The sequence below is a fragment of the Streptococcus sp. HMSC072D07 genome (genome assembly GCF_001814835.1).
Taxonomy (GTDB): domain Bacteria; phylum Bacillota; class Bacilli; order Lactobacillales; family Streptococcaceae; genus Streptococcus.
On the sequence record NZ_KV818036.1, the window covers coordinates 367,570 to 391,598 of the forward strand.

The 24,029-nt window shown below is 40.7% G+C and carries 28 protein-coding genes; 3 read left to right on the forward strand and 25 right to left on the reverse strand.

The window, feature by feature from the left end; genetic code table 11:
- Positions 1 to 3: 3 nt before the first annotated feature.
- Entirely contained in the window at positions 4 to 867 is an 864-nt protein-coding gene (locus HMPREF2991_RS02585) for a hypothetical protein (RefSeq protein ID WP_061408616.1), read from the forward strand.
- Positions 868 to 957: 90 nt separating this feature from the next.
- Here HMPREF2991_RS02585 and HMPREF2991_RS02590 read toward each other — a convergent pair whose 3' ends face one another.
- From HMPREF2991_RS02590 to HMPREF2991_RS02670, 17 genes are all read right to left on the reverse strand, one after another.
- Positions 958 to 1,419, reverse strand: a complete 462-nt coding sequence (locus HMPREF2991_RS02590) for an ECF transporter S component (protein WP_070569141.1) — start codon at positions 1,417 to 1,419, stop codon at positions 958 to 960.
- Positions 1,397 to 2,170, reverse strand: coding sequence for a bifunctional hydroxymethylpyrimidine kinase/phosphomethylpyrimidine kinase (locus HMPREF2991_RS02595; RefSeq protein ID WP_070569144.1), 774 nt, complete (start codon positions 2,168 to 2,170; stop codon positions 1,397 to 1,399). The genes HMPREF2991_RS02590 and HMPREF2991_RS02595 overlap by 23 nt, the downstream gene beginning before the upstream one ends.
- Positions 2,160 to 2,909: a tRNA pseudouridine(38-40) synthase TruA gene (gene truA / locus HMPREF2991_RS02600; RefSeq protein ID WP_070569147.1), complete on the reverse strand. Its 750-nt coding sequence runs from the start codon at positions 2,907 to 2,909 to the stop codon at positions 2,160 to 2,162. Before truA ends, HMPREF2991_RS02595 begins: the two co-directional genes overlap by 11 nt.
- A 99-nt stretch (positions 2,910 to 3,008) precedes the next feature.
- Entirely contained in the window at positions 3,009 to 4,160 is a 1,152-nt protein-coding gene (locus tag HMPREF2991_RS02605; RefSeq protein WP_045617502.1) for an MFS transporter, read from the reverse strand.
- Positions 4,161 to 4,272: 112 nt separating this feature from the next.
- Positions 4,273 to 4,896: a Pr6Pr family membrane protein gene (locus tag HMPREF2991_RS02610; RefSeq protein ID WP_000775204.1), complete on the reverse strand. Its 624-nt coding sequence runs from the start codon at positions 4,894 to 4,896 to the stop codon at positions 4,273 to 4,275.
- Positions 4,897 to 4,898: 2 nt separating this feature from the next.
- Positions 4,899 to 5,237: a zinc ribbon domain-containing protein YjdM gene (locus HMPREF2991_RS02615; protein ID WP_042768486.1), complete on the reverse strand. Its 339-nt coding sequence runs from the start codon at positions 5,235 to 5,237 to the stop codon at positions 4,899 to 4,901.
- Positions 5,238 to 5,445: 208 nt separating this feature from the next.
- Positions 5,446 to 5,964, reverse strand: coding sequence for a Dps family protein (locus HMPREF2991_RS02620; protein ID WP_000229890.1), 519 nt, complete (start codon positions 5,962 to 5,964; stop codon positions 5,446 to 5,448).
- A 188-nt stretch (positions 5,965 to 6,152) separates the two neighbouring features.
- Positions 6,153 to 6,911 carry a triose-phosphate isomerase gene (tpiA, locus tag HMPREF2991_RS02625; protein WP_000087891.1) on the reverse strand — a complete coding sequence of 253 codons (759 nt, stop codon included), beginning with the start codon at positions 6,909 to 6,911 and terminating at the stop codon, positions 6,153 to 6,155.
- A gap of 96 nt (positions 6,912 to 7,007) precedes the next feature.
- The gene (locus HMPREF2991_RS02630) at positions 7,008 to 7,685 is read right to left on the reverse strand and encodes a DnaD domain-containing protein (RefSeq protein ID WP_049505240.1); all 678 of its coding nucleotides are present in this window, start codon (positions 7,683 to 7,685) and stop codon (positions 7,008 to 7,010) included.
- An 8-nt stretch (positions 7,686 to 7,693) separates the two neighbouring features.
- Complete coding sequence (gene metA, locus HMPREF2991_RS02635) at positions 7,694 to 8,638, reverse strand: homoserine O-acetyltransferase MetA (protein ID WP_001122733.1); 945 nt, start codon at positions 8,636 to 8,638, stop codon at positions 7,694 to 7,696.
- Between the two features lie 181 nt (positions 8,639 to 8,819).
- Positions 8,820 to 9,332: an adenine phosphoribosyltransferase gene (locus HMPREF2991_RS02640; protein ID WP_001049316.1), complete on the reverse strand. Its 513-nt coding sequence runs from the start codon at positions 9,330 to 9,332 to the stop codon at positions 8,820 to 8,822.
- Between the two features lie 179 nt (positions 9,333 to 9,511).
- Positions 9,512 to 10,201: a 50S ribosomal protein L1 gene (gene rplA, locus HMPREF2991_RS02645; RefSeq protein ID WP_001085675.1), complete on the reverse strand. Its 690-nt coding sequence runs from the start codon at positions 10,199 to 10,201 to the stop codon at positions 9,512 to 9,514.
- Positions 10,202 to 10,298: 97 nt separating this feature from the next.
- A complete protein-coding gene (rplK, locus tag HMPREF2991_RS02650; protein WP_001085808.1) occupies positions 10,299 to 10,724 on the reverse strand; it encodes a 50S ribosomal protein L11 in 426 nt (141 codons plus the stop codon).
- Positions 10,725 to 10,846: 122 nt separating this feature from the next.
- The gene (gene ldcB, locus HMPREF2991_RS02655; RefSeq protein WP_000747738.1) at positions 10,847 to 11,563 is read right to left on the reverse strand and encodes an LD-carboxypeptidase LdcB/DacB; all 717 of its coding nucleotides are present in this window, start codon (positions 11,561 to 11,563) and stop codon (positions 10,847 to 10,849) included.
- Between the two features lie 14 nt (positions 11,564 to 11,577).
- On the reverse strand, positions 11,578 to 12,039 hold the full coding sequence (locus tag HMPREF2991_RS02660; protein WP_000335584.1) for an HIT family protein: 462 nt from the start codon (positions 12,037 to 12,039) through the stop codon (positions 11,578 to 11,580).
- A 186-nt stretch (positions 12,040 to 12,225) separates the two neighbouring features.
- Entirely contained in the window at positions 12,226 to 13,179 is a 954-nt protein-coding gene (locus HMPREF2991_RS02665; RefSeq protein ID WP_000462603.1) for a hypothetical protein, read from the reverse strand.
- Between the two features lie 17 nt (positions 13,180 to 13,196).
- Positions 13,197 to 14,234 (reverse strand): M42 family metallopeptidase, encoded by a 1,038-nt coding sequence (locus HMPREF2991_RS02670; protein ID WP_001077273.1) that lies wholly within the window; start codon positions 14,232 to 14,234, stop codon positions 13,197 to 13,199.
- A 139-nt stretch (positions 14,235 to 14,373) separates the two neighbouring features.
- Here HMPREF2991_RS02670 and HMPREF2991_RS02675 point away from each other — a divergent pair, with 139 nt between their 5' ends.
- Complete coding sequence (locus HMPREF2991_RS02675; protein ID WP_000844333.1) at positions 14,374 to 14,925, forward strand: DUF1307 domain-containing protein; 552 nt, start codon at positions 14,374 to 14,376, stop codon at positions 14,923 to 14,925.
- Positions 14,926 to 15,241: 316 nt separating this feature from the next.
- Positions 15,242 to 15,793: a DUF1307 domain-containing protein gene (locus HMPREF2991_RS02680; protein WP_070683354.1), complete on the forward strand. Its 552-nt coding sequence runs from the start codon at positions 15,242 to 15,244 to the stop codon at positions 15,791 to 15,793.
- Between the two features lie 48 nt (positions 15,794 to 15,841).
- Here the strand turns inward: HMPREF2991_RS02680 and brnQ are convergent, their stop codons facing one another.
- The 8 genes from brnQ to HMPREF2991_RS02720 all read right to left on the reverse strand — a co-directional run bounded on the left by brnQ (position 15,842) and on the right by HMPREF2991_RS02720 (position 23,964).
- A complete protein-coding gene (gene brnQ, locus HMPREF2991_RS02685; protein WP_001074590.1) occupies positions 15,842 to 17,167 on the reverse strand; it encodes a branched-chain amino acid transport system II carrier protein in 1,326 nt (441 codons plus the stop codon).
- Positions 17,168 to 17,351: 184 nt separating this feature from the next.
- Positions 17,352 to 17,639: a rhodanese-like domain-containing protein gene (locus HMPREF2991_RS02690; protein WP_000659169.1), complete on the reverse strand. Its 288-nt coding sequence runs from the start codon at positions 17,637 to 17,639 to the stop codon at positions 17,352 to 17,354.
- Positions 17,636 to 18,226, reverse strand: coding sequence for a uracil-DNA glycosylase family protein (locus HMPREF2991_RS02695; RefSeq protein ID WP_070569157.1), 591 nt, complete (start codon positions 18,224 to 18,226; stop codon positions 17,636 to 17,638). Before HMPREF2991_RS02695 ends, HMPREF2991_RS02690 begins: the two co-directional genes overlap by 4 nt.
- A 53-nt stretch (positions 18,227 to 18,279) precedes the next feature.
- Complete coding sequence (gene pepV / locus HMPREF2991_RS02700; RefSeq protein ID WP_070569161.1) at positions 18,280 to 19,680, reverse strand: dipeptidase PepV; 1,401 nt, start codon at positions 19,678 to 19,680, stop codon at positions 18,280 to 18,282.
- A gap of 9 nt (positions 19,681 to 19,689) precedes the next feature.
- Positions 19,690 to 20,295, reverse strand: a complete 606-nt coding sequence (locus HMPREF2991_RS02705) for a nitroreductase family protein (RefSeq protein ID WP_000670151.1) — start codon at positions 20,293 to 20,295, stop codon at positions 19,690 to 19,692.
- Positions 20,296 to 20,469: 174 nt separating this feature from the next.
- A complete protein-coding gene (locus tag HMPREF2991_RS02710) occupies positions 20,470 to 21,324 on the reverse strand; it encodes a metallophosphoesterase family protein (RefSeq protein ID WP_001015771.1) in 855 nt (284 codons plus the stop codon).
- Entirely contained in the window at positions 21,314 to 23,161 is a 1,848-nt protein-coding gene (gene uvrC / locus HMPREF2991_RS02715; protein WP_001061160.1) for an excinuclease ABC subunit UvrC, read from the reverse strand. Before uvrC ends, HMPREF2991_RS02710 begins: the two co-directional genes overlap by 11 nt.
- Positions 23,162 to 23,262: 101 nt before the next feature.
- Positions 23,263 to 23,964 (reverse strand): M57 family metalloprotease, encoded by a 702-nt coding sequence (locus HMPREF2991_RS02720; protein ID WP_000498563.1) that lies wholly within the window; start codon positions 23,962 to 23,964, stop codon positions 23,263 to 23,265.
- Positions 23,965 to 24,029 lie beyond the last annotated feature (65 nt).

Here is a 24,029-nt window from a genome sequence, read left to right on the forward strand (position 1 = left end):
TTTATGTTAAATGATTTCTTTAAATTAGTTGACAACGTTACTAACGAAACTTCTAAGGTTGTAAATGGTATCGTTAATGAATCCTCGAAGGTTGTTAATGATATTGCTAATGAGACTTCAAAAGCCGTAAAAATAGTTGTCGATGAAACTTCAAAAATAACTGGCAATACTGTAGATGGAGCTGTGAATATAGTCAATAATACTATGACAGGAATTTCTAATGTTATAAGTATTCCAGGTAAAGTTGTAAATATTATTCTTGAAGTACACTCATGGAATAGTCAAGAGCGTCTTGAAAAGAAACAAGATGAGGAGCTTAGACAATCTTTATCCATTCAATTTCCAGAATTCTTAAATCAAGAAGAGTTCAATAGAATAATTCACGAAGAAACCGATAAAATTATTCGAATAAAAAAAGTAGAAATTAGCCAAGCTTTAATTAATTTGGAGGTATATTCAAATAGTCGAATTTCAACTTGGTGTTTTACTTTAGATTATAATGATTATGGAATTTTAACAGGAAAAGTTAGAATCTCAAGTGAAAACACTGACTCAAGTATGCCTAAAAATGTTAGTTTACGAATTTCGGAGCGGCTTAATGATATTTTAAAGAATCAGTATATTCTTCCACCTGATGATTATGAGATTTTACTTGCAAAAGAACCTTTCGAAGTAAAAGAGCTTTTTGAGAATATTGGATTTCATAATGTAACATTACTTGAAGAAAAATATGAAAAATTACCTCATTTTATTAAGAATTACAAAATACATAGTATTACAATAGAAAATTGCAAATATTTTGATAAAGATTCCTATTTTGATAGTAATTCTTCTGTTGTAATTTCCTATTATCTACAGGAAGACTGAGAGTCAAAATAATAAAACGCATAGTATCAAGTTTATTCAACACCTGATACTATGCGTTTTTTGATTTTAAAGACTTTTGACTCAACCTCTCTACTTAATCTTCTTAACACTCTGAAAGGCTATAAACCCCACAACCATTCCCACGATATTTTGCAGGAAGTTTGGTAGGATTTCTGGTAGGGCTGCTGACCAGCCATTCATTAGGGTAGAACCTAGGGCGTAGCCACTTACCATGACGATAGTAGCTAAGACTAAGCCCAGCCATTGCCATTTCCCTTTAAAACCTGCAAAATAACCTTGCAAGCCATGATTTATCAAGCTAAAGAACATCCACTGTGGATAGCCTGATAGAAGGTCAATTAGGAATCCTGCTAGTCCTCCAACGACAGCTCCTTCTTTACTGCCAAAGTAAAAGGCAGTAAAGAAAATACCTGCATCCAAGAGAGTCAATATTCCTGTTGGCGTTCCAATTTTCAAGTAATAACCTAGGACTACTGAAAGGGCGGTTAAGAGGGATACAAGGGCGATTTTAGTTGTTTTGGTTTGCTTCATATTGTCTTACTCCATATTGATCTGCTTGTGCGATGGCACGGTAAACGAAAGCTTTCGAGCTCTCTACTGCTGGTAAAAGTTCATCCCCTTTAACCAAGTGACTGGCGATGCTTGAGGCAAAGGTACATCCTGCACCAGCATTTTGGCCTTGAATGACTGGGTTTTCTAGAACAGTGAAAGTTTGTCCATCATAAAAGACATCCACTGCCTTGTCCTGACTGAGGCGATTGCCTCCCTTGATAATGACTGCTGGCGCTCCTAAATCATGCAATTTCTGCGCTGCAGCTTTCATGTCTTCCAATGTTTTAATTTCCTGACCAGCCAATAATTCTGCTTCAGGAAGATTTGGCGTAATCACACTGACATGAGGGAAAAAACGAATCAACTCTTGACAGAGTTCACTAACAGCTACATCGTGCGTTTCCTTGCAGACCAAAACGGGGTCCAATACCACAGGCACTCCTGGACGTTGCTTGATAAAGTCCAAGGCCTTCTCAGCCACACTGACAGTAGGGAGAAGACCAATCTTAATCCCTGCAAACTCGACATCACGCAAGCTATCCAATTCATGTTGAAAAATGGCATCGTCAATTGGGAAGACTTCAAAGCCCTTTTCGGTCAAGGCCGTCAAACAAGTGACAGCTACAAAGCCATGCAAGCCGTTTAAGGTATAGGTGGCCAAATCAGCTGATAAACCACCACCACTAAAAATATCATTCCCAGAAAGGGCTAAAATACGATTATTCTTCATAACGAATCTCCTTTAAATACAAGCCATTTGGTGCCGCCGTTGGACCTGCTAGCTGCCTGTCCTTCTTCTCCAAAATCAAGTCAATCTGCTCAACTGGCATTCGATTATTTCCTATTTTGAGCAGTGTCCCCACCATATTGCGAATCTGCTTATACAAGAAACCATTTCCCGAAAAGGTAAAGGTCAAAAATTGGCCTGTCTCATCAACTGTTAGACTTGCTTCTGTGATGGTACGAACCTTGTCCTCTACACTGGTTCCAGATGCTGTAAAACCGGTGAAATCATGAGTTCCCTCTAGCTTTTTGATTGCCATCTGCATCCGCTCTACATCAAGCGGATAGGGAAAGTGAGTAGCGTAGTGACGACGCATAGGATTTTTGGGACGTCCTCTATCCACGATAAACTCATAGGTCTTGCTGTGTTTGGCATAACGGCAATGAAAATCATCGGCCACAATCTCAATTGAAATCACATCAATATCTTCTGGAGACTGGGTATCCAGAGCAAAACGGAGTTTTTCCTCATCCATCTGATAGGGCAGATCAAAATGAATGACCTGTCCCAGAGCATGGACCCCACTATCCGTCCTACCAGCACCATGAACAGCGATGGCTTGCCCCTTATTAAGTCTCGTTAAGATTTTCTCAATTTCCTCTTGAACGCTCCGCGCATGAGGCTGGCGCTGAAAACCGGCAAAGGCAAAACCATCATAAGAAATAGTTGCTTTATATCTTGTCATAACTTCTATTTTATCAGGAAATAAAAGTGTAAACAAGTTTAAAAATCAATAATTGTCTGGGTACAAAATTCCCAAAAAGAAAAACTTAGGAAACCAATCCTAAGCTCTCTTTTGAAGTGCGTACATAACAAAGATAGAAGTAACAATCAACCAGCATCCTAGAATGGTAAAGACTAACATACCGTTTTGAGTCACCAAGCCAATCGCCCCAAGAATGAAAGGTGTCGTAAAGGCTCCAAAGCTACATCCTAGCACTGCAAAAGATGTTGCCTGATTAAGGAGCTTGGCTGGGATTCTTTCAGAAAGAAGCTGAAAGACAGTGGTCAAGGCCACACTGTAGGAAAAACCTGCCACAACACTTCCAACTACCATCACACCCAATGACGGAGACAAGGCAATCACAATCTGCCCCAATCCAAAGGTGATACCTGACCAAAGGAGCAACCTTTCTTTAAACAGAGAGATAAAGAAAGAAAAACTCACACCTGCCAAGATACCAATCAACTGCATGATACTTAAAACCAAGCTCGATAACTGGGCATCCCCTAGACCTCTTTCCACCATCAGACTAGGAATACGAATGGTGATAGCTGTGTTGGTGCAGACAACAACTGCTGCTTCGACAGCTAATAGAAAAATCAAGCCTTTCATCTGTCCTGTCAAACGAGTTGTTTCGGCCTCTTTTTTCTTTGTTTCTTTCTTTTCTTTCCCATAAGGGACAAAGAGCAGATAAAGGATCAATACTAAAAATCCTGCACTGTAGGCCAAGAAGGTCACTGTCCATCCCAAGGATAAGAGTTGACCTACCACTAGAGTCAAAATCGATGCCCCGACAACTTCTGCTGATCCGCGAAGACCCAACATCTGGATCCGTGTCTTTCCATGATAGCGTTCGCTAATGATGGAAATGGCCTTGGCATTAATCATTCCAACACCCAAGCCAAATAAAATCCGCATCGCAAAGACAAAGTTGTACTCCTGATACCAGAAAGGGGCAGTTCCACCGATAGAAAGGATGAGAAGTCCTAGACTAATCTGAAGTCGCTCAGGAAATAACCGCTCCAAAAACCCATTTAAAACCAGCATAATCATAATTCCAAAAGAAGGAAGACTGACCAGGAGCTCGATTTGTTCTTTGGGATAGCCTTGATAGTAGTCAAACATGGCTGGCAGAGCACTTGAGATGGAAAAGGAGGTAATCAAAACGAGGGAGAGGGCCAAAATACTAGCCCGTTCTAAATATTGTTTCATGAATTTTCTTTCTGTATATTTCTCACTGTTGATCCTTTTAAAAGGAAGATGGCAAGAAAAGAAGGAGCCCGATTGAACTAGAGACTCCGTCCTAACTTTCCTAATAGGAAGACTATTTTCGCTTGATTTGCTTGATCAGATAGAAGATGAAGCCTGCAACCATATACGCCGCAAAAATGATCAAACACCATTTGATAACCACGTCCCAACCCTTGTTCACATTTAAAAAGAAATAAGGGAAGGGATTGTCCTTGGAATTCGGAATATTGAGTTTTAAGACCAAGCCATTAAACAAGGCAAAAATCATATAAACCAAGGGCAAGATAGTCCACAAGACTGGATCCCAGATCTTGTATTGACCCCGTTTATCAAAGAAAAGGGTGTCGGCTAAAAACCAGAGTGGAACGATATAGTGGCAAAGGAAATTTTCCACACGGTAAAAGTCTGTCGCAATCGGAGCAAGCATAAAATGGTAAATCACACAGGTAATCATGATACTCATGGTAACACCACCCTTGAGACGAAGCAAGGTCGGACTTTGCCAATTTTCACCTGAACGGCTCATCACACGGAGCAGATAGCCCGTGAAAATCGTTACCAAAAGATTGGACAACACTGTGTAGTAAAGGAGCATACCAAAGCCACCGTGCTTGGTAATCTCCAAATAAACTCCTGTAAATGCCGCTAAGAACAAGAGCACACGACTATAAAAGATAAATTTATAATTCAGTTTCATGGCTAGATTTTCTTAACAAACTCTGACTTAAGTTTCATAGCTCCAAAACCATCAATCTTACAGTCGATGTTGTGGTCACCTTCTACGATACGGATATTTTTAACGCGAGTTCCTTGTTTCAAATCCTTTGGCGCACCTTTTACTTTCAAGTCCTTGATTAAGGTTACAGTATCGCCGTCAGCCAATTTATTTCCATTGGCATCGATAGCAACAACACCTTCTTCTACTTCTTCAACTTCTGCAGGATTCCACTCATAGGCACACTCTGGGCAGACCAAGAGACTTCCGTCTTCGTAGACATATTCTGAATTACATTTTGGGCAATTTGGTAAGTTGTTCATAAGTCCTCCTAAAACTAACAATTATTCTTTAAAATTCATATGTTATTGAACAGCAACTATTATACCGTAAAATCCTACTTTTGACAATGTGTCCTAAGTCCAGTAAATAAAAAATCATGCAACTGTTTACAGTTACATGACTTTTAAAAGATGACTGGTCATGGGCACTTATCAAGCGCCTCATGATAAAAGGGGTAGCAACTATATTTTACAAACCAGGAGCTTGTCCAAGTTCTGCTGCAAGCATCCAAACTGTTTTCTCAAGTTCAGCCTTAGCACCGACAAAGATATCGTTTGTAACATCATCGCCTTCTTCATCTGTCACATCCAAAGCTTTTTGGAAAAGAGCGATGAGGTAGCGGTAAATCGCTAGAACACGTTCCAAGCTTTCTTCAACGTTACGGAATTCTCCTTCTTCTTCTTCGATTTCACTGTGTTGAAGGAATTCTGTCAAAGTTGAATAAGGTTTTCCACCAAGGGTGATCAAACGTTCACTGATTTCGTCAAGATAACCATCAAGGCTATCCATGTATTCATCCATTTTTGGATGCCATACGAGGAAACCACGACCACGCATATACCAGTGAACTTGGTGAAGGGCAATGTGAGCCACATACAAGTCCGCTACTGCTTGGTTCAATACTTCCTTTGTTTTTGCCAATGCTACTGGCGCTGTTTTAGATAATGTTGTTACGTCTTTTACTGCTTCTTTTTTCAATTCAACCATATTGATCACCTCATAATATTATTTTTGCAACCATATTTATTGATTACTATCTCAGTATACTACTCCTAGTAGACAAAAGCAAGAAAATTAACCCATATTAAAAAAGTTGTAATTGACTGATAATTTAAGAAAAATATACAGTCTTTAAAAAAAAGACAGTCTTAGCAGACTGTCTGGAATGAGCTAGATTATTTTACAAAATCAAGCAATGCCAAGAAGCTTTCAGCTTCAAGTGACGCACCACCAACAAGGGCACCGTCAACGTCTGGGCAAGCCATGTATGAAGCAACGTTTTCAGGTTTAACAGAACCACCGTATTGAACACGAACTTTGTCCGCAACTTCTTGACCAAAGTCGGCTGCTACAACGTCACGAACAACTTTACACATTTTTTGTGCATCGTCTTGTGAAGCTGATTTACCAGTACCGATAGCCCAGATTGGCTCATAAGCGATAACTGATGCAGCAACTTGTTCAGCTGTCAATCCAGCCAATGCAGCAGATACTTGAGCACCTACAAACTCAGCAGCTTTACCAGCTTCGTAAGTTTCAAGTGACTCACCACAACAGATGATTGGAAGCATACCGTTTGCAAAGATTGCTTTTGCTTTTTTGTTGATATCTTCGTCAGTTTCATGGAAGTAGTCACGACGTTCTGAGTGCCCGATAACAACGTAGTCAGTACCGATTTCTTTCAAAACTTGTGGGCTTGTTTCACCAGTGAAAGCACCTGCATTTTCAAAGTAGCAGTTTTGAGCAGCAACTTTAAGGTTTGAACCTTTAGCAGCAGCAAGAACAGCTGTCAAATCAAGAGCTGGAGCTGCGATACCTGCTTCAACAAGGTCTGATGAAGGAAGTTTTGATGCAACGGCTTCAACGAATGCTTTTGCTTCTTCTGGATTTTTGTTCATTTTCCAGTTACCAGCGATAAATGGTTTACGTGACATTTCACATACCTCTTTTTTCATTTTATTCACTATTATTCTATCATATTTATAAGGAGCTTGCAAACCTTACTCTAATTTTCAAGATTTTTCAAGCGACTAATCTTGCCACAAATTCATGGCATCGAGGAAATCAGCCGAAGCCTGAACTTGTTTGGGATTATTCGCTTCTCGCTCTGCTCGTTTGGCCTCTACTTGGGCAACAGATTGAATGCCTTCATGGCGCCAGTTTCGTAGGATTGCCTGAATATATTTCCAGTTTGGCTTGCCATTGAGAACGGCCTCTCGGAGAGCTTCCTTAATCAAATCCGCCTTAACTCCGTCTTCTTTGACAGTCTTGGAAAGATCTTCGATTTCAAATGGTGTTAATAAGCGTCCCAACTCCTGCTGAAAAGTTTCAACCAGATCCTTCAACTGATTCTGCGGGTTTGGGGCAGTTGTAGCTGGAGTTTGGCTGTCTAGTAAGCTATCCAAGCGTTCAAAAGCCAAACTAGCATCAAAAATCAGCTCAATTTCCCCATTTAGTTCAATGGTTCGATATTGTAGCAAACCATTTTCAGTCAAATTTGAAATAGATTGGTTGACATCTGCAACCTCTTTCCCAATGATTTCAGCAATCTGACTAGGTGAAACATCTCCTAGGGCTGTGGTATTTTGTAAATAGAAAAATTGCCAGACGAGAAAATCTTCGCTGGAAGGAAAGAGTTCCTTAAAATGCAAGAGCAGGGCACTTGGTAAAACCAAGTTCCCTGATTTAAAAGCGTCAAAATATGTCATAATTCCTCTTATAGATATCCAAATGCAGCCACATCATCCTCTACCTTTCTCCAGTCAAAAGGGGTTTCTTGATAAACTGCATAGTTTACCCAATTGCTGAAAAAGAGGGCAGCTGATGAAGACCAACAGAGACAAGGCGTCTCATTTACATCATCATTTTTAAAGTAGTTCTCTGGGATATGAGGGTTGAGTCCCGCCTCATAATCACGAAAATACTCTCTTGCCAAAGTGTCACGATCGTACTCCAAATGACCAAAACTATAAATTTCACGCAAATCTCGACTAGCTAGGATAGAAACCCCAACCTCAGGACCTTCTGACAGAATCTCCAGATTGGTCTTGTTTAAGATTTCTTCTTTTAAAATCTCAGTATGACGAGAATGAGGAGCTACATAGCGATCATCAAAACCTCTAAAAAGAAGGTGCCCTTCTTTTAAGGTATCCTGTGGATAAATGCCTGATAGTTTCCGATCCATCTGGTGCTTTTCAACGCCATAGCGAACATAAAGACCTGCTTGTGCTCCCCAACAGATATGGAGGGTTGAAAAAACATGCGTCTTAGACCATTTGATGACCTGCTTGAATTCCTCCCAGTAGTCCACCTCTTCAAAAGGCAAATGCTCCACTGGTGCTCCTGTGATAATCATTCCATCAAAAAAGTCATCCTTGACCTCTGGAAAGGTTTTATAGAAGGTTTCCATATGTTCGGCACGAGTTGTCTTGGAACGATGTGTTTCCATATATAAGAAATCAATATCTAATTGCAAGGGGGTATTGGCCAAATGCCGTAAGAGTTGCGTTTCTGTTACCATCTTTTGAGGCATGAGATTTAAAATCAAAATCTTCAAGGGGCGAATATCCTGATGAGCAGCCCGTTGGTCGTCCATAACAAAGATATTTTCTGTCCTTAAAATCTCCACAGCTGGCAATTTTTTATCAATTCTAATCGGCATAACCTTCTCCTAACTGTACTCTTTTAGAAATAATTGAATGTGTTTGAAGTCAAATCTCAAACACTTAGTCCTTTTATTATACTGCAAGAAGATATAGTTTTCAATTATAGTTTTTCTCTAACTAGCTATAGTTTGTTTATATAGCAGATGAAGAGAAAACAGCCCCAAGGACTGTTTTTCATTAATAATGCATAAGTACCTTGTAATCGTAATCTCCGATTTTTTCACGGCCTTTAAGCTCATCCAACTCAATCAAGAAGGCACAACCGGCTACAACTCCACCAAGTCTTTCAATCATCTCAATGGTTGCTTTGACAGTTCCACCTGTTGCCAAAAGATCATCTACGATGAGAACACGTTGACCTGGCTTAATCGCATCAGCATGCATGGTCAAGGTATCAATACCGTACTCTTTCTCATAGTCAGCAGAAATGACTTCACGTGGCAATTTCCCTGGTTTACGAACAGGTGCAAAGCCAATTCCCAACTCAAAAGCAACTGGGCAGCCCACGATAAAGCCGCGAGCCTCTGGGCCCACGATCATGTCGATCTTCTTATCGGTTGCATACTGAACAATTTCACGAACAGCGTAGCTATAAGCATTTCCATCTGCCATCAAAGGGCTGATATCACGGAAGGTAATACCTTCCTTAGGATAATTTTCAATCGTTGCGATATAATCTTTTAAATTCATCTTTTTCTTTCTTTCAAAGTTTTTTACTCTCTATTATACCACATTTTCTGTGAAAGAAGAAGAGGAAAAGCACTATTCTATTGCCCCATCAGGCTATTAATAGAGTTATTTCCCCTGGAATGAACTTATCATCAAAAAAACGAGCACATTCGTACTCGTTCTCTGATATAAACTACTGATTAAAGTGAGTTTACGTCAACCTTGATACCAACACCTTGAGTAGTTGTGATTGTCAAGTTTGTTACGTAAGTTCCTTTAGCTGTAGCTGGTTTTGCTTTTTGGATTGTTTCGTTGAAAGCTTTGAAGTTTTCAACCAATTTTTCAGCTTCAAATGATACTTTACCGATGATTGCTTGAACGTTACCTGCACGGTCAGCACGGTAAGTAATTTTACCACCTTTAGACTCTTCAACTGCTTTAGCAACATCCATTGTTACAGTACCAGTTTTAGGGTTTGGCATCAAGTTACGTGGTCCAAGGACACGTCCAAGACGTCCAACAAGAGCCATCATGTCAGGTGTAGCGATAACTACGTCGAAGTCCAACCAACCGTCGTTGATTTTCGCAACAAGGTCATCTTCACCAACAAAGTCTGCACCAGCAGCTTTTGCTTCTTCAGCTTTTGCACCACGTGCGAAAACAAGAACGCGTGAAGTTTTACCAGTACCGTTTGGCAATACCATTGCGCCACGGATTTGTTGGTCAGCTTTTTTAACGTCGATGTTCAAGTTGTAAGCAACTTCTACAGTTGCGTCAAATTTTGCAAAGTTAGTTTCTTTTGCAAGTGCTACAGCTTCTTCTACACTGTATGCTTTTGTGCTGTCGATTTTTTCAAGAGCAGCACGAAGTTGTTTGCTTTTTTTAGCCATTTTCTATTCTCCTTGTAAGTGGTTCAATCGATTTTCATCTCCCACGTCACTTCTCGAAATGATGAAGTCTTGCGGGTTATATTGGGGGTGTTATTGATTAGTCAACAACAGTGAATCCCATAGAACGAGCAGTACCTTCGATCATACGCATTGCAGACTCAATGTTTGCTGCGTTCAAATCTGGCATCTTAGTTTCTGCAATTTCTTGTACTTGTGCACGAGTAACTGTAGCAACTTTAGTTTTGTTAGGTGTACCTGATCCTTTTTCAACACCTGCAGCTTTTTTCAAAAGAACAGCAGCTGGTGGTGTTTTTGTAACGAAAGTAAATGATTTGTCTTCGTATACTGAGATAACAACTGGAATGATCATACCAGCTTGGTCAGCTGTACGAGCGTTGAACTCTTTTGTGAATCCCATGATGTTGATACCAGCTTGACCAAGAGCAGGTCCAACTGGTGGAGCTGGTGTAGCTTTACCAGCAGGGATTTGCAATTTTACAAGTTTTTCGACTTTTTTAGCCATTTTTAAATCCTCCTTTGTGGTTTTGGCGGTAATTAGAGATTTTTACCTCCCACAAGTATGCTTTACACATACTTTTCCATTATACACTATTTATCTAAAAATGCAAGAGAAAACTTTCGTTTTTAATCGACGTAATCGCCGCCTTCAAAGCCATAGTACTCTTCTAAACTGAGACCACTTGCAGCAATTTCTTTGGCCTCTTTTCCGACGTAGCGAAGATGCCATTCTTCCGCCATGTAGCCAGTCTCTTTTTCCTTGCCTTTGAGATAGCGAACAACAAAGCCAAAGTCAGCCGCATGATCCAAGAGCCACTGGGCTGCCTTTTCTTCAGTAACTAAATCACCATCTGTCCCAATAAGGTCAAAAGCAAGACCTGTTTGGTGTTCACTATAACCTGGGCGAGCTGAGTAGCGATCAGCAGCTTCCTTACCATCTTGATTCACATAGTCTTGATAAAGTTTGGTTTGAGTTTCATAACTTCTAAAACCACTGTAGTGATCGCTGATTGGGTAGCCCGCTGCTTGCATTGCTGCAATGAGTTTCAGCAACTCTGCTTTAGCTGTTGGATTTTCTCCTGGATTATAGTCTTTTGACAAAGGATAGTGCTTATTAGCTATGACGATTTCATCGTACTTCCCTTGAATACTATAGTAGTCTCCCTTATTGACAACTTCTGCCTTCTTCTGACTAGAGGCTTGGGATTTGCTCCCTACAGTTCCTTCAGGTTGACTAGTTTGTTCCGTTTTTTGAGTGTTTTCTTCATTTTTAGGTTTTTCTTGAGAACATGCTGCTAGGGTTACTGCTAGCAAACCTGATAAAACGATGTATCTTTTTTTCATTTTTTCTTCCTCTCTTAGGCCATGTGCTTCTCTAATTCATCGGATAAGGCTTTAATCATTTGTTCCAACTCATGGGATTTCACTTGGCAATCTTCTGACGCCATTTCTTCCCAGGGCACCCACCAGACTGGACCACGGCCATTAAGCCCATGCCCCTTCATATCACCTGACCGTCTTGGAAAGAGGTGCCAGTGAGCGTGGGCATCTCCATTTCCTAGAAGTTCGATGTTCATCTTTTCAGCTTTAAACGCTTTGGCGACTGCTTCTTGGACTAAACTCATTTCCTCTAGAAAACGCAGTTTTTCAGAAGTCTCCATATGGTGGAGTTCTGTTATATGTTCTTTTGCCAGAAATAAGGTATAGCCCTTAAAGTATTGGTGATCCCCAATAACAACATAGCCTGTTTCTAGTTCTTTTACAAAGTAGGGATTTTTCCCCGCTTTAATTAGGTCTATCCGCTCACAAATAAGACACATGAGTCTCTCCTTTCAACTCTAATAAGTTCAAAATATCTTGAGCCTGACAGCTCGGGATTAGCTATACTTGCATTCTCAAGCACATAGGGATTAAATCACTCACTGTCAATCCCTGCTTTATTTACCCCTCGGATATCCACTGCTTCAAAGTCGAGAAGGATGTGATTAAGGTCAAAAAGTCGGTGTTCATAGGTCATCATTCCCCTCCCTCTTATCTTTGTGAAATAATTTTTGAATCTTATTAAAAAATGGAATAACTGTAAAATTATCTATAAAGCGTCTCTTACTTAACTTAGGTCCCTGTAGTTTTCTATATTCTTCGATATAAATTGTAGATACCTTACCAATTTCACTTTCTCCGAAGATAATAGCTTTTAAAAATATTACACCAATACTTAAACAAAGTGAAACTATTCCAACAATAAGAACAATAGATAAATTTTTATACAAATAATACGATATTACAGTATCAACTGCGACAATATAGAAAAGGCACACTGTAATAAATATTCCAGATCTTCCATCATCACTTTCATCAACACTAAATTCTGGGAGTAAAAAAATTAAAATTACAACAAGCAGCAAATAAGCCAATAACAAAGAGGGTCCAGTAGGTTGTTCTATAAAACTCTGATACCCAAAGTAAATGAAAAATAGCTGAAGTAATAACATCGCATACTGAAATAAATAAAACCATATTTTAGCTGAACTTATAAGCGGAATATTTTTTTCTACTTTTATATCTAGTAATCGTTTAGCAATTTGTATCCGATGAGCTAGTTCTTTTAAATCCTCTATTTGAAGTATTTGAGAAGCAAGTTTTTTCTCTATAATTTCTATTTGATACCATATATATCCATCATCTTCTATCCACTGATATTTTCCAAAAGTTTTTATTTTTCGTCCATACGGATTAATGTTTTGAGAAATTTTAAAAAGTAGTTTTTCTAAATCTGGATTAGTAATTCCTTTATCTACCAGTTCATCGGCATAAACAACTAGTTCTTTAAAGTTTTCTTGTTTATTTTCATACACATACTTACGATATTCCTCTTTTTTCTTTTGGAAATAAGCATACAAACCCGAAACTAACCCCGTTATTATAGCAGGCGTTGCTAATTGTTTCAGCATTTCAAACATAATACTTTATCGCCCCTTTACTCCACCAAGGTGCTCTTGAGATAGGCGTCTACCATACGCTCAGTCGCCACGACCGAATCAATGTGTGTTCGTTCGTAAGAGTGACTGGATTCAATACCAGCTCCAAGGAGGGCGTGTTTGACCTCTGCTCCTGCTGACATAGCTGCTGAAGCGTCCGATCCATAAAATGGATAGATATCCAGCTTAAATGGAATATCTTGCTCTTTCGCCAAAGCTACTAAGTGTTGACGGAAGTCATAGTGATAAGGACCAGAAGCATCCTTGACACAGATAGATACTGTGTACTCATCCGTCTGTTGGTCATCGCCCATAGCTCCCATATCTACAGCTAGATATTCCACTACCTGAGCTGGAATATTGGAGTTGGCACCGTGACCCACCTCTTCGAAGACTGAAAAAGCAAAATGAGTTGTTACTGGCAATTCAATCCCCTCTTCCTTGTAAATACGAAGAAGATTGAGCAAAATTGCTGCGCTGACCTTGTCATCCAAGTGTCGAGACTTGATAAAACCAGTTTCTGTCACAACTGTTCGCGGATCGAAACTAATAAAGTCTCCAACCTCAATACCCAAGGCGCGGGTTTCTTTTTCATTGGTTACTTTTGCATCCAAACGCACTTCCATATTGTCCTGAGTACGTTCAGCAGTTCCTGCATCCTTGTAGACATGGCAAGATGTCTGGTGGATGAGGATAGTTCCAGATACCGTTTTACCTGTACTAGCCACATGAACCGTACAGTTCTCTCCCTCAATCATGTTCCAAGGGAAACCACCGATACGATCCAATTTGAGACGGCCATCCGGTTTGACAGCACGGACAATAGCACCCAGCGTATCCACATGGGCAGTCACATAGCGGTGTTGGTCATCATTTTGACCTTTAATAGTAACATTGACACCACCCTTAGCAGTTCGAATAGGCTGGTAACCAAGCTCTTCTAAAGTATGGACTAGGTAGTCTGAAATCTCACGAGTAAAGCCCGTTGGAGATGCAATAGCAGTTAATTCTTTGATATAGTTTACAGTTTGATTCATTTCTTCACCTCTTTCCTACCATTATAACATTTTTCTAGTCAGACTCCTTCTCAAAAGGAGAAAAACTGTGTTTAGTTGCTTTCACTATAGATCCATGTTATAATACAAATACTTTGATTATGAAAGGAAAGTAATAGATATGAAATCATACTTTAAAGTATCACTAGCCCTTGTGGCTTCACTTGTCCTCCTGCTCGGATGTTCCAAACAAGCATCAACTACTGCTAGCAGCAGTACCAAAGAAGACACAACAACTCAGTCAAACGAGACTAAACAAAGCAGTCAACAATCATCTGAAAAGAAAGAAACAACTAAAACACATACCTTTGTAAACAAAAGCAATTCTGGAATCACTTCTACCTTGATTTATACTGTAGAAGGGGACAATGTTATCAAGCAATCAGCTAATAACATTGCTGATCCTGAAATCCTTGGTGCAACTCCAGAAGATGTCAAGAGTTTTATCGAAGAAAAGTACAAAGGTTATAATGGACTCAAAGGTGTTAAACAAACGATTGAAATCAAAGATGGTAAAGTTGTTCAAGATCTAGAAGTTGATTTCTCAGTTGCAAGCATTAGCGAACTTAGAAAAGCACTTCCTGAAGAATATTCTGGTATCGGTAATCGTGTCAGTTTCTCAAATTCTAAAAAAGCACTGGAAAAAATGGGATTCACAGAAAAGACGAACTAATCTCCCAAAATTTCATATAGACTAGTGTAGGTCCACCCCAAAAGTTAGACACAACTCTGACTCTTGGGGTATTTTACTATATTCCTAACTGATGAGTCCGATAGATTCCTCCAAATCCCATAAAAAGTGCATTTAAAACTTCCCACTTTTCAATCCATACGATAAAAAATTTTTGAAACAGATAGAGACAAAACTTTAATCGTCAGACTAGTTTCTGTTCATTGTCATGTCAAATCAGATGAGAGGGGAGGTCTAGTTGATTTTGTAGTAGAATCATGTTATAATACAAAATACTTTGATTATGAAAGGAAATTTTATGAAAACTCTTGTTAAAACTTCACTAGCCCTAGTGGCTTCACTTGTCCTCCTGCTCGGATGCTCCAAACAAGCATCTACACCTGCTAGCAGCAGTACCAAAGAAGACACAACAACTCAGTCAAACGAGACTAAACAAAGCAGTCAACAATCATCTGAAAAGAAAGATGAGACAGAAACCCACACATTTGTTCACAATAGCAATCCCGGAAGAACTTCTACCTTGACATACACTGTTAAGGGGGATGATGTTGTAAAACAAGAAGTCTATAATGTTTTTGACCCTGAAATACTGGACAAGTCAGCAGAAGAGATTAAAGAACTTATCGTGAAAACTTATAAAAAGGAGGAAGGACTTAAAGGCATTACACAAAATATCGAATTCAAAGATGGAAAAGTCATCCATAGCATGGAGGTTGACATGACTGTTGTGAATCTCGAAGAGATGAAAAAAGCAATGCCAAATGAAGTTTCTGGCTCTGGAAGCCGTGTAAGTTTCCTAAAAACTAGAAAAATGCTTAAAGAGGCTGGTTATACTGAACAAACCAACTAACGAGTCGTGCTTATACAAAAAATTCTTGGTCGTTGACCAAGAATTTTTTTATTCCATCTCAAAAACATCACTCTCTTGTTTGTTTGGTAGAACCAGCGAAAGCAAGATTCCGATAATAGCTGGCACTAGCCATGGAAGAGAGGCTGACGCAAACGGAAGGGCATTAATCAGATTTTCAAGAAACTCAATCTTAAAGGAACTTCCAAGAACGCTTGCAAGAGCAATAGCTGTAACAAGGCTAATGGTTAACTGCATGCCCGGTTTTGATAAGGGTACAAACTTATTCACAATCACGATCATCACAATGGAGATGGTGATTGGGTACAAGATTACAAGTACTGGCACTGAGTACTTAATGATTGCATCAAGGCCAAGATTAGCAATAGCAAACCCAATCAAGGTAAAGGCAGTTGCATAGACCTTGTAACTGATTTGTGGGAAACGTCCGTTAAAGAACTCTGCTGTCGACACAATCAAGCCAACTGTCGTTGTGAAACAGGTTACAGTTACCATAACAGCAAGAAAGAGCTGAGCTGTTGAACCAAAGATTTCCTGAGTTGCTTGTGACAAGATATAAACGCCTGGTGTTCCACCCTTCATCACTTCTGCTGGTACTGGGAAATGATTTCCAAGGAATCCTAAACCGATGTAGAGAGCGCTAAAGGCAAGAGCTACCACAATACCAACAACCCAAATAGTTGAGATGTATTCTTTCTTACTTGAAAATCCAAGTTGTTTCAAGGTTTGAACAGCAATCACACTAAAGGCCACTGAAGCAAGAGCATCCAAGGTATTATAACCTTCTAGGAAACCTGTACCAAAGGCAGAAGCTTGATAAGCAGCTGACGCAGTTTGAGGACTTGTTCCACCGTATTTGAAGGCACCTAGTACAACCAAGATAACGATCAACAAAGCAAAGACTGGTGTCAAGATTCGTCCGATACGGTCCAAAATCTTTGATGGATTGAGTGAAATCAGATAGGCTGCGGCAAAGTAAAGCACGGTAAAGATAATCAATCCTAGGCCTTTATTTGCTTCAGACAAGAGGGGACTAATCCCAACTTCGTAAGCTGTTGTTGCTGTACGTGGAATGGCAAAGAAGGGGCCAATCGATAGATAGAGGACTGCAAGATAAAGTGTCGCAAACCAAGGTGAGATTTTCTTAGAAATCTCGTGAATGTATCCTTTAGGATTGAGCGTTCCGATGATGAGCGTTAGGACAGCAATCCCAACACCCGAAAATACAAAACCTGCGATGGCAGGAAGAAACTGTTCTCCAGATAGGGCACCTAGAGAAGGCGGAAAAATCAAGTTCCCCGCACCAAAAAATATTCCAAACAGGAGCAAGCCTGTTAGGGCACCTTTTTTAGCCATAAAAATCTCCTTCATATTTCTAAAATACTGACCTAGTATACCATGATTAAGACTCTGAAAAAAGTATCCAAAATTAATCATTGAATGTTTTCAATATTTTTAAAAATAAGAATTATCTAAAAACAAAATCCCTCACTCAGTTGGAACCGAGCAAGGGAAGACTAGGATCTATCGCCATATAGGTTTAAAGATTTTCAAAGACCGTCATTCCGCCTTGGACATTGATAACGTCATAACCTTGTTCAGCTAGAAATTGACAAGCACGTGCTGACCTCATCCCAGATTTACAAATCACGTAGTAAAGCTGGTCTTTGTCTAGTTGTTCATAAGTATCAGCCAATTGACTGAGAGGTAAATTACGAGCACCTTCTAAATGAAGAGACTCAAACTCATCTACTTCTCTCACGTCCAGCACAGAAAGTGAACTATTCTGGTAAAGCTGGTAAAAATCGTTAAAAGTAATTTCTTTCATTTTGTTTCTCCAAGAATCTTTTGAATTCTTTTTTTCAAATCGGGCATCACTTCTGACTCAAACCAAGGATTCTTAGCCATCCAAATTTGATTACGAGGAGAAGGGTGAACTAGAGGAAAATAGGTTGGTAAGTAGTTCTGGTAATGTTTTACCCGTTCTGTCACCTTGCCACTAACTTTCTCATGTAAATAATAGGCTTGGGCATATTGCCCAATCAAGAGAGTTAATTGGATATTGGGCAATTCTTGCAAGAGTTGTGGGTGCCATTTTTCGGCAAAGCCTTTACGGGGGGGAAGGTCGCCCGATTTTCCATGTCCTGGGAAATAAAAGTCCATGGGAATAACTGCAAACAAGCCCGAATTGTAAAAGGTATCTTCATCTACACCTAGCCACTCACGCAAGCGATCGCCACTCTTATCCTTCCAATAAATCCCAGCTTCTTGCGTTTTAAGCCCAGGAGCCTGACCGACAATATTGATGCGGGCAGTCTTTGGCGCCGCAAAGAGAGGTTCAATTCCGCGTTCTGTATAGCTGGTATTCTGCGGATCCGCCATAATGGCTTGCTTGATTCTTTCAATTTGAGACATCTGTTTACCCTCCAAAAAGAAGTCCAAGCATAAAATCTCAGACTTCTATCGTTTTATTTGATCAATTCATAGATAGCTTCTGCATAGATTGCTGCTGCTCGGAAGAGATCGTCCAAGGCGATAAATTCGTTGGCTTGGTGCATGGTATCGATTGAGTCCGGGAACATAGCACCGTAGGCAACCCCACGTTCCAGCAAGCGACCAAAGGTACCACCACCGATGACTTGCTCGTGACCTTTAAGACCAGTTTGTTTTTCATAGACATTCAACAAGGTTTGCACAAGCGGATCTTCCATTGGCACGTAGTGAGGTGTGTGACCGTGTTCAGAAAGGCTAACAAAAGCAACTGGCAAGTTTTCAAGGATTGACTGGATCTGCTCTGGGCTTGTTCCTTTTGGATAACGGAAGTTAAGGGCAATGGTATTGTCAGCACTTGCTTCGTCAAAGCGGAAGACACCCGCATTCATAGAAAGGGAACCCATCTTTTCATCTACATGAGCAACCTTGAGATTTTCACCCTCATGGTCATTCAAGAGAATCTTACCAGCGATGTCAAGATAGTCTTTTGCAGGTCCAGCAAAGTCGAACTGGCTGAGGAAGAGTGCCAGGTAGGTCGCACCATTGACACCTGAAGCAGGCATAGCACCATGGGCTGATTTACCAATGATGGTCACCTTGTATTTGCCAGATTCTTCTTTGATTTCTCCTCTGAGTGTGTGTTCTGCAACAAAGGCATCTAGTTTCCCTTGCAAGTCAGCCAAGTCACCTGAAACGACTGCTGTTGCTGATTCAGGTACCATGTTTTCACGCAATCCACCTGTGAAACTGTGAAGACGAGCAGCACCTGTATTTTCACCTGCAAAATGGAGGTATTCCGTGATATTTCCTTTTTCACCATTGATGATTGGGAACTCAGCGTCTGGAGAGAAACCGAAGTCTGGTTTTGCAAGTCCTACGTGCTCAAAGTAATAGTCCATGTCTGCCCAGCCTGATTCTTCATCTGTTCCGACGATGAAACGAACTTTTTTAGAAGTTGGAAGCCCCAATTCTTTGATGATTTTCAAACCATAGTAACAAGCTGTTGTAGGCCCCTTGTCGTCTGAAGCTCCACGCGCATAAAGGCGACCGTCTTTGATAGTTGGTGTATAAGGGTCCGTGTCCCAACCGCTACCAGCTGGCACCACGTCCATGTGAGCAAAGATTCCGAGAACTTCTTCTCCTTCACCAAACTCAAAATGTCCTGCGTAGTTATCAACATTTTTAGTTGGATAGCCATCACGGTCTGCGATTTCAAGGAATTTTTCCAAGGCTTTTACTGGACCAGGTCCAAATGGATGCTCAGCATCGGCTTTGCTGTCATCACGTTCTGAGTTGATTTCCAAAAGGCTAAACAAGTCAGCCAAGAGGTCTTCTTTGCGTTTTTCTACTTCTGCTGTAAAATCAATAACTGTCATTTTTTCTTCCTATCTCTTCTCGATAATTTCATCTACTGGCAAGCGGTAGCTTGGTTCCAATTTCTCATCTGTGTATCCAACTGTGATCAAGAGTTCTGGACGGAATCGGTCTTCAATGTCCAAAACTTCGTTGGCTTTTGATTTGTCAAATCCAAGAATAATGTTAGAACCGATTCCTTGGTCTGTCAGAGCAAGAACCAAGTTCATGGCAACCAAACCTGCATTGAGGGCTAGGTAGTCGCTGACTTGTTGTTCACTGTAACGCGCAAATTCAGCTGGCAGATTCTTCATAAAATATTGAAGTTGCTCTTCAGAGAAGTTATTAGCGCCGCCAACTCGGGCAATCTTACGAGCACGTTTAGCCAAATCTGTGTCGGTAAACAAGGCAATGGTTACAGGTGCTGCTGATACCTGCTCAAAGTTCGAACCATAAGCCAATTTTGCCAATTCAGCATTTTTCTCACGAACAACCACAAACTTCCATGGCTGGCTGTTGTGGGCACTTGGGGCCAAGGTTGCGATTTCGATAGCCGTACGCACATCTTTGGGATCTACCGGTTTATCAGTAAAATGCTTAGTCGCATGACGTTTTTTATTTAATTCAAGAAATTTCATAATCGATTTCCTTTTCTAATTCTACTGCATCCATTCTACCATATTTTGAAAGAGCTTGCAGAGATTTTTCATAGAAAGAAATTGGAACACGGATGAAGTCCTGGATTTAAACTTATCATTAAAATCAGATTTTTCCTCATCCAGTTCCAACTAATTTTCAGGGGTTTTAAGAAACTAGTCTACCTTATATTCTGACTTTATAGCCTCCAAAAATTTCTTCACATCCTCAACATACCCATGCTTTTCAATTAAACTAGCTAAGAGTTCTAGATTGTGCCCCCGATAGTTGTCATCTCGGCGTAGTTCTTCATACATTTCGATAAAAGGAAGCCCCTTGGACTTGGCCAATTCTAACTCTGCTTCATAGTCATAAGCAACTTTTCGGAATAGAATGTTTACTAATTCCCCATATTCTACTTCTATCACAGCATACTGAGCACGGTGATTTTTTAACGCCTCCCAATTAAAATAGGGCATGCCAATCGACCCTGGATTGATGATTTGTTGCCCTTGACTGCCATAACGAAGCAACTGCTTGTGAACATGACCATAGACTGCCACATCAACTTCATCATCTAGGAGTTGGTCAAATTTCTCTGTATCATTCTCAACTAGCAAGTCACCACCATAGTTCTTATTTGGCAAATTATGAGAAAGAGAAAAACGCAGTCCGTCAACTTCTCTCTTTTCTAGCATAGGTAAGCTTCGTAGCCAGTCAATCGTTGCAGGATCCATTCGCTCCATCAAATACTGCGTCATACGCAAGAGCTGGACTTCCTGTGGGTCTTCCAAGCCATATTGCCCATCTAAAGCCTCAAGGACACAATCATCCCAATTGCCTCGAACACTTGTAGTGATAGAAAGTTCCTTTAACAGAGCGACCAAGTCATTTGCACCTGGACCAGGGAGGAAAATGTCTCCCATGAGCCAGTATTCACTGACTCCTTGTGCTTTAGCATCTGCAATCACTGCTTCTAAGGCAGTCACATTTCCATGAATATCTGATAAAATTGCGATTTTATGGTTCATCATAATCTCCTTTTGTTTGGTAGTCCACTCTTTCTTCCGCCACTTGAGCCAATTCCACTTCTTCCTGAGGGTTCAACTTTCTTTTCACATCTTCTGCGACTGCTCTTGGCACACCCACTTCGACAATTTCATCCACACTAGCTTCCTTGATTTTAGTGAGAGATTTAAAATGCTTCATGAGATTCTGTTTGCGTTTAGGTCCCAGACCGTCAATCCCATCCAGTTGTGAAGAAAAGGAATTTTTTGAGCGCAGTTGGCGGTGGAAGGTGATAGCAAAGCGGTGCACCTCATCCTGGATGCGTTGGAGGAGAAAGAATTCTTGAGAATTGCGAGACAACTCCACCACTTCCAGTGGATCTCCAAAGAGCAGTTCATGGGTTTGGTGCTTGTCATTCTTTTGCAGACCTGCAATTGGGATATCCAAACCTAGCTCTTCTTGGATGACTTGCTTTGCGATATTGACTTGACCTTGTCCCCCATCAATCACAATCAAATCTGGCGGGGTTAAACCATCACGTTGAACTCGGCCATAACGTCTGCGAATAACCTCTCGCATACTAGCATAGTCATCTGGGCCAACAACCGTTTTTATCTTGTACTTTCGGTAGTCTTTTTTACTCGGTTTGCCATTGACAAAGACCACCATAGCTGAAACAGGACTGGTTCCCATGATATTAGAGTTATCAAAGGACTCGATACGGACTGGGGTCGGGATTTGGAGCAAGCGTCCCAGATTTTCAATAGCTCCTTGGGTCTTTTCGACTGATTTTTCTAGCAGATTGAACTTCTGCTCCAGACTAACACGGGCATTTTTGATGGCTAGATTGACCAGTTGTTTTTTTTCCCCACGTTGGGGTTTGAGAATCTTGGTATCCACCAAGGCCTTGACGGCTTCTTCGTCAATATCCTGCGGAATCAATACTTCATTGGGAACCAGGTGAGATTTTTCTTGATAGAATTGTCCCACGTAGGTCAAGAAGTCCTCATCTGGATCATTGTAGTAGGGGAAAAGATTGACATCCCGCTCGATGAGTTTTCCCTGACGGACAAAGAAAACCTGAACACACATCCAGCCCTTATCCACATAGTAGCCAAAGACGTCCCGATTTTGCAAATCTTTAGCCATGACCCTTTGCTTGGTCCGAAGTGTTCCAATCGCCTGAATCAGGTCACGGTATTCCGCCGCACGTTCAAACTCCATACTTTGAGCTGCGGATGCCATCTTCCCCTTGAGGTCATCGATGATTTTGTCATCCTGTCCTTTTAGGAAATCAGAAACCTCCTGAGCCATGGACTTGAAATAAGCCTCATCTTTCTGACAGATGGTGTGGGCCATACATTGGCCGATATGGTAGTAAAAACAAACCTTAGACGGCGGGTTGGTACATTTCCGAAAAGGAAAAATCCGATCCAGTAGTCGCTTGATTTCATTGGCCGCTCCCACATCAGGATAAGGTCCAAAATAAAGACCTCCGTCCTTTTTGACCTGACGGGTGATAATCAAGCGAGGATAACGCTCATTGGTGATTTTGATGAAGGGATAGGACTTATCATCCTTGAGCATAATATTGTACTTGGGCTTATTTTCCTTAATCAGGTTGATTTCTAGGAGAAGTGCCTCAATATTGGACTCAGTGACGATAAATTCAAAATCCACAATTTCAGACACCAGAGCCTCCGTCTTGGTATCATGACTTCCACGGAAATAAGACCGCACGCGGTTACGCAGATTTTTAGCCTTTCCTACATAGATAATGGTGCCATTTTTATCCTTGTGAATGTAACAACCAGGGCTGGTCGGCAAGAGCTCTAGTTTTGATTTGATCAAGTTATTCATAGTTCCATTATAACAAAAAGGCCGTAACAGGACGAACAAAAAGCCCCACCAATCACTTGATGGAGGAGCTTTGATTTCATTTCAGATTGCACCGACTTCATCTAGTCGCTTCTGGTATAGAGTTCTTGAACAGCCTTCACATCCTGAGGCTGAATTCCATAGTAAGAACCTGCTGGCTGCATGACAGAAGTTTCGTTGGTATGATCCAATCCGATGGCATGCCCCAGCTCGTGCTCCGCCGTGTGCACGATCCGTTCATAAGAATAACCATAGTTTGGATTGGATAGATAATAGTGATTCAGGCGAACCGTTACAGATATAAATTGTTTGGTTAACAAATTGGTTTGACTCTCGGCTTGACCTGCTACAGCAGTCGATCCATCATTCATTTCACTTGCCACAATATCTGCCTGACTAGGATCCGCAACCACCTCAAAGGTAAAGGCTCCCGTTTGATTCCAGTTTTTTATGGCTTCTGCATAGGCACCTTGAAAGGTCTCATCCATTTGAGGCTCAATATAGATGCGAGCTGAAGCTTGAGCCCACTTGCCTTCTGCATGTTGGTGACTGTCTGTCTGAGACAAGACTTCCAGCGTTCCCGTCTCCTTCCATTGATTCCAGCCACCTTGACCAATCTTGCTCATTTTTTCAACCTGATTGACCGCAGAATGAAAATCACCAGACAGATACCAAACCACTCCAAAGGCAATGAGCAGTAGAATGACCACAGTCCAAACCAGACGCCAGAAGAAACGCCAAATTCCCAAAAGAAATCGGAACAATAATCGAATAATCCAGAACATGACGCCCCACCTTTCATAAAAATAAGAACCTATCTTGAAATCACATTTTCCTTGATCAAGATAGA

Coding starts and splice junctions, on each gene's coding strand:
- HMPREF2991_RS02585 (WP_061408616.1), top strand. CDS start 4: ATGTTAAATGATTTCTTTAAATTAGTTGACAACGTTACTAACGAAACT.
- HMPREF2991_RS02590 (WP_070569141.1), bottom strand. CDS start 1,419: ATGAAGCAAACCAAAACAACTAAAATCGCCCTTGTATCCCTCTTAACC.
- HMPREF2991_RS02595 (WP_070569144.1), bottom strand. CDS start 2,170: ATGAAGAATAATCGTATTTTAGCCCTTTCTGGGAATGATATTTTTAGT.
- truA (WP_070569147.1), bottom strand. CDS start 2,909: ATGACAAGATATAAAGCAACTATTTCTTATGATGGTTTTGCCTTTGCC.
- HMPREF2991_RS02605 (WP_045617502.1), bottom strand. CDS start 4,160: ATGAAACAATATTTAGAACGGGCTAGTATTTTGGCCCTCTCCCTCGTT.
- HMPREF2991_RS02610 (WP_000775204.1), bottom strand. CDS start 4,896: ATGAAACTGAATTATAAATTTATCTTTTATAGTCGTGTGCTCTTGTTC.
- HMPREF2991_RS02615 (WP_042768486.1), bottom strand. CDS start 5,237: ATGAACAACTTACCAAATTGCCCAAAATGTAATTCAGAATATGTCTAC.
- HMPREF2991_RS02620 (WP_000229890.1), bottom strand. CDS start 5,964: ATGGTTGAATTGAAAAAAGAAGCAGTAAAAGACGTAACAACATTATCT.
- tpiA (WP_000087891.1), bottom strand. CDS start 6,911: ATGTCACGTAAACCATTTATCGCTGGTAACTGGAAAATGAACAAAAAT.
- HMPREF2991_RS02630 (WP_049505240.1), bottom strand. CDS start 7,685: ATGACATATTTTGACGCTTTTAAATCAGGGAACTTGGTTTTACCAAGT.
- metA (WP_001122733.1), bottom strand. CDS start 8,638: ATGCCGATTAGAATTGATAAAAAATTGCCAGCTGTGGAGATTTTAAGG.
- HMPREF2991_RS02640 (WP_001049316.1), bottom strand. CDS start 9,332: ATGAATTTAAAAGATTATATCGCAACGATTGAAAATTATCCTAAGGAA.
- rplA (WP_001085675.1), bottom strand. CDS start 10,201: ATGGCTAAAAAAAGCAAACAACTTCGTGCTGCTCTTGAAAAAATCGAC.
- rplK (WP_001085808.1), bottom strand. CDS start 10,724: ATGGCTAAAAAAGTCGAAAAACTTGTAAAATTGCAAATCCCTGCTGGT.
- ldcB (WP_000747738.1), bottom strand. CDS start 11,563: ATGAAAAAAAGATACATCGTTTTATCAGGTTTGCTAGCAGTAACCCTA.
- HMPREF2991_RS02660 (WP_000335584.1), bottom strand. CDS start 12,039: ATGTGTCTTATTTGTGAGCGGATAGACCTAATTAAAGCGGGGAAAAAT.
- HMPREF2991_RS02665 (WP_000462603.1), bottom strand. CDS start 13,179: ATGTTTGAAATGCTGAAACAATTAGCAACGCCTGCTATAATAACGGGG.
- HMPREF2991_RS02670 (WP_001077273.1), bottom strand. CDS start 14,234: ATGAATCAAACTGTAAACTATATCAAAGAATTAACTGCTATTGCATCT.
- HMPREF2991_RS02675 (WP_000844333.1), top strand. CDS start 14,374: ATGAAATCATACTTTAAAGTATCACTAGCCCTTGTGGCTTCACTTGTC.
- HMPREF2991_RS02680 (WP_070683354.1), top strand. CDS start 15,242: ATGAAAACTCTTGTTAAAACTTCACTAGCCCTAGTGGCTTCACTTGTC.
- brnQ (WP_001074590.1), bottom strand. CDS start 17,167: ATGGCTAAAAAAGGTGCCCTAACAGGCTTGCTCCTGTTTGGAATATTT.
- HMPREF2991_RS02690 (WP_000659169.1), bottom strand. CDS start 17,639: ATGAAAGAAATTACTTTTAACGATTTTTACCAGCTTTACCAGAATAGT.
- HMPREF2991_RS02695 (WP_070569157.1), bottom strand. CDS start 18,226: ATGTCTCAAATTGAAAGAATCAAGCAAGCCATTATGGCGGATCCGCAG.
- pepV (WP_070569161.1), bottom strand. CDS start 19,680: ATGACAGTTATTGATTTTACAGCAGAAGTAGAAAAACGCAAAGAAGAC.
- HMPREF2991_RS02705 (WP_000670151.1), bottom strand. CDS start 20,295: ATGAAATTTCTTGAATTAAATAAAAAACGTCATGCGACTAAGCATTTT.
- HMPREF2991_RS02710 (WP_001015771.1), bottom strand. CDS start 21,324: ATGAACCATAAAATCGCAATTTTATCAGATATTCATGGAAATGTGACT.
- uvrC (WP_001061160.1), bottom strand. CDS start 23,161: ATGAATAACTTGATCAAATCAAAACTAGAGCTCTTGCCGACCAGCCCT.
- HMPREF2991_RS02720 (WP_000498563.1), bottom strand. CDS start 23,964: ATGTTCTGGATTATTCGATTATTGTTCCGATTTCTTTTGGGAATTTGG.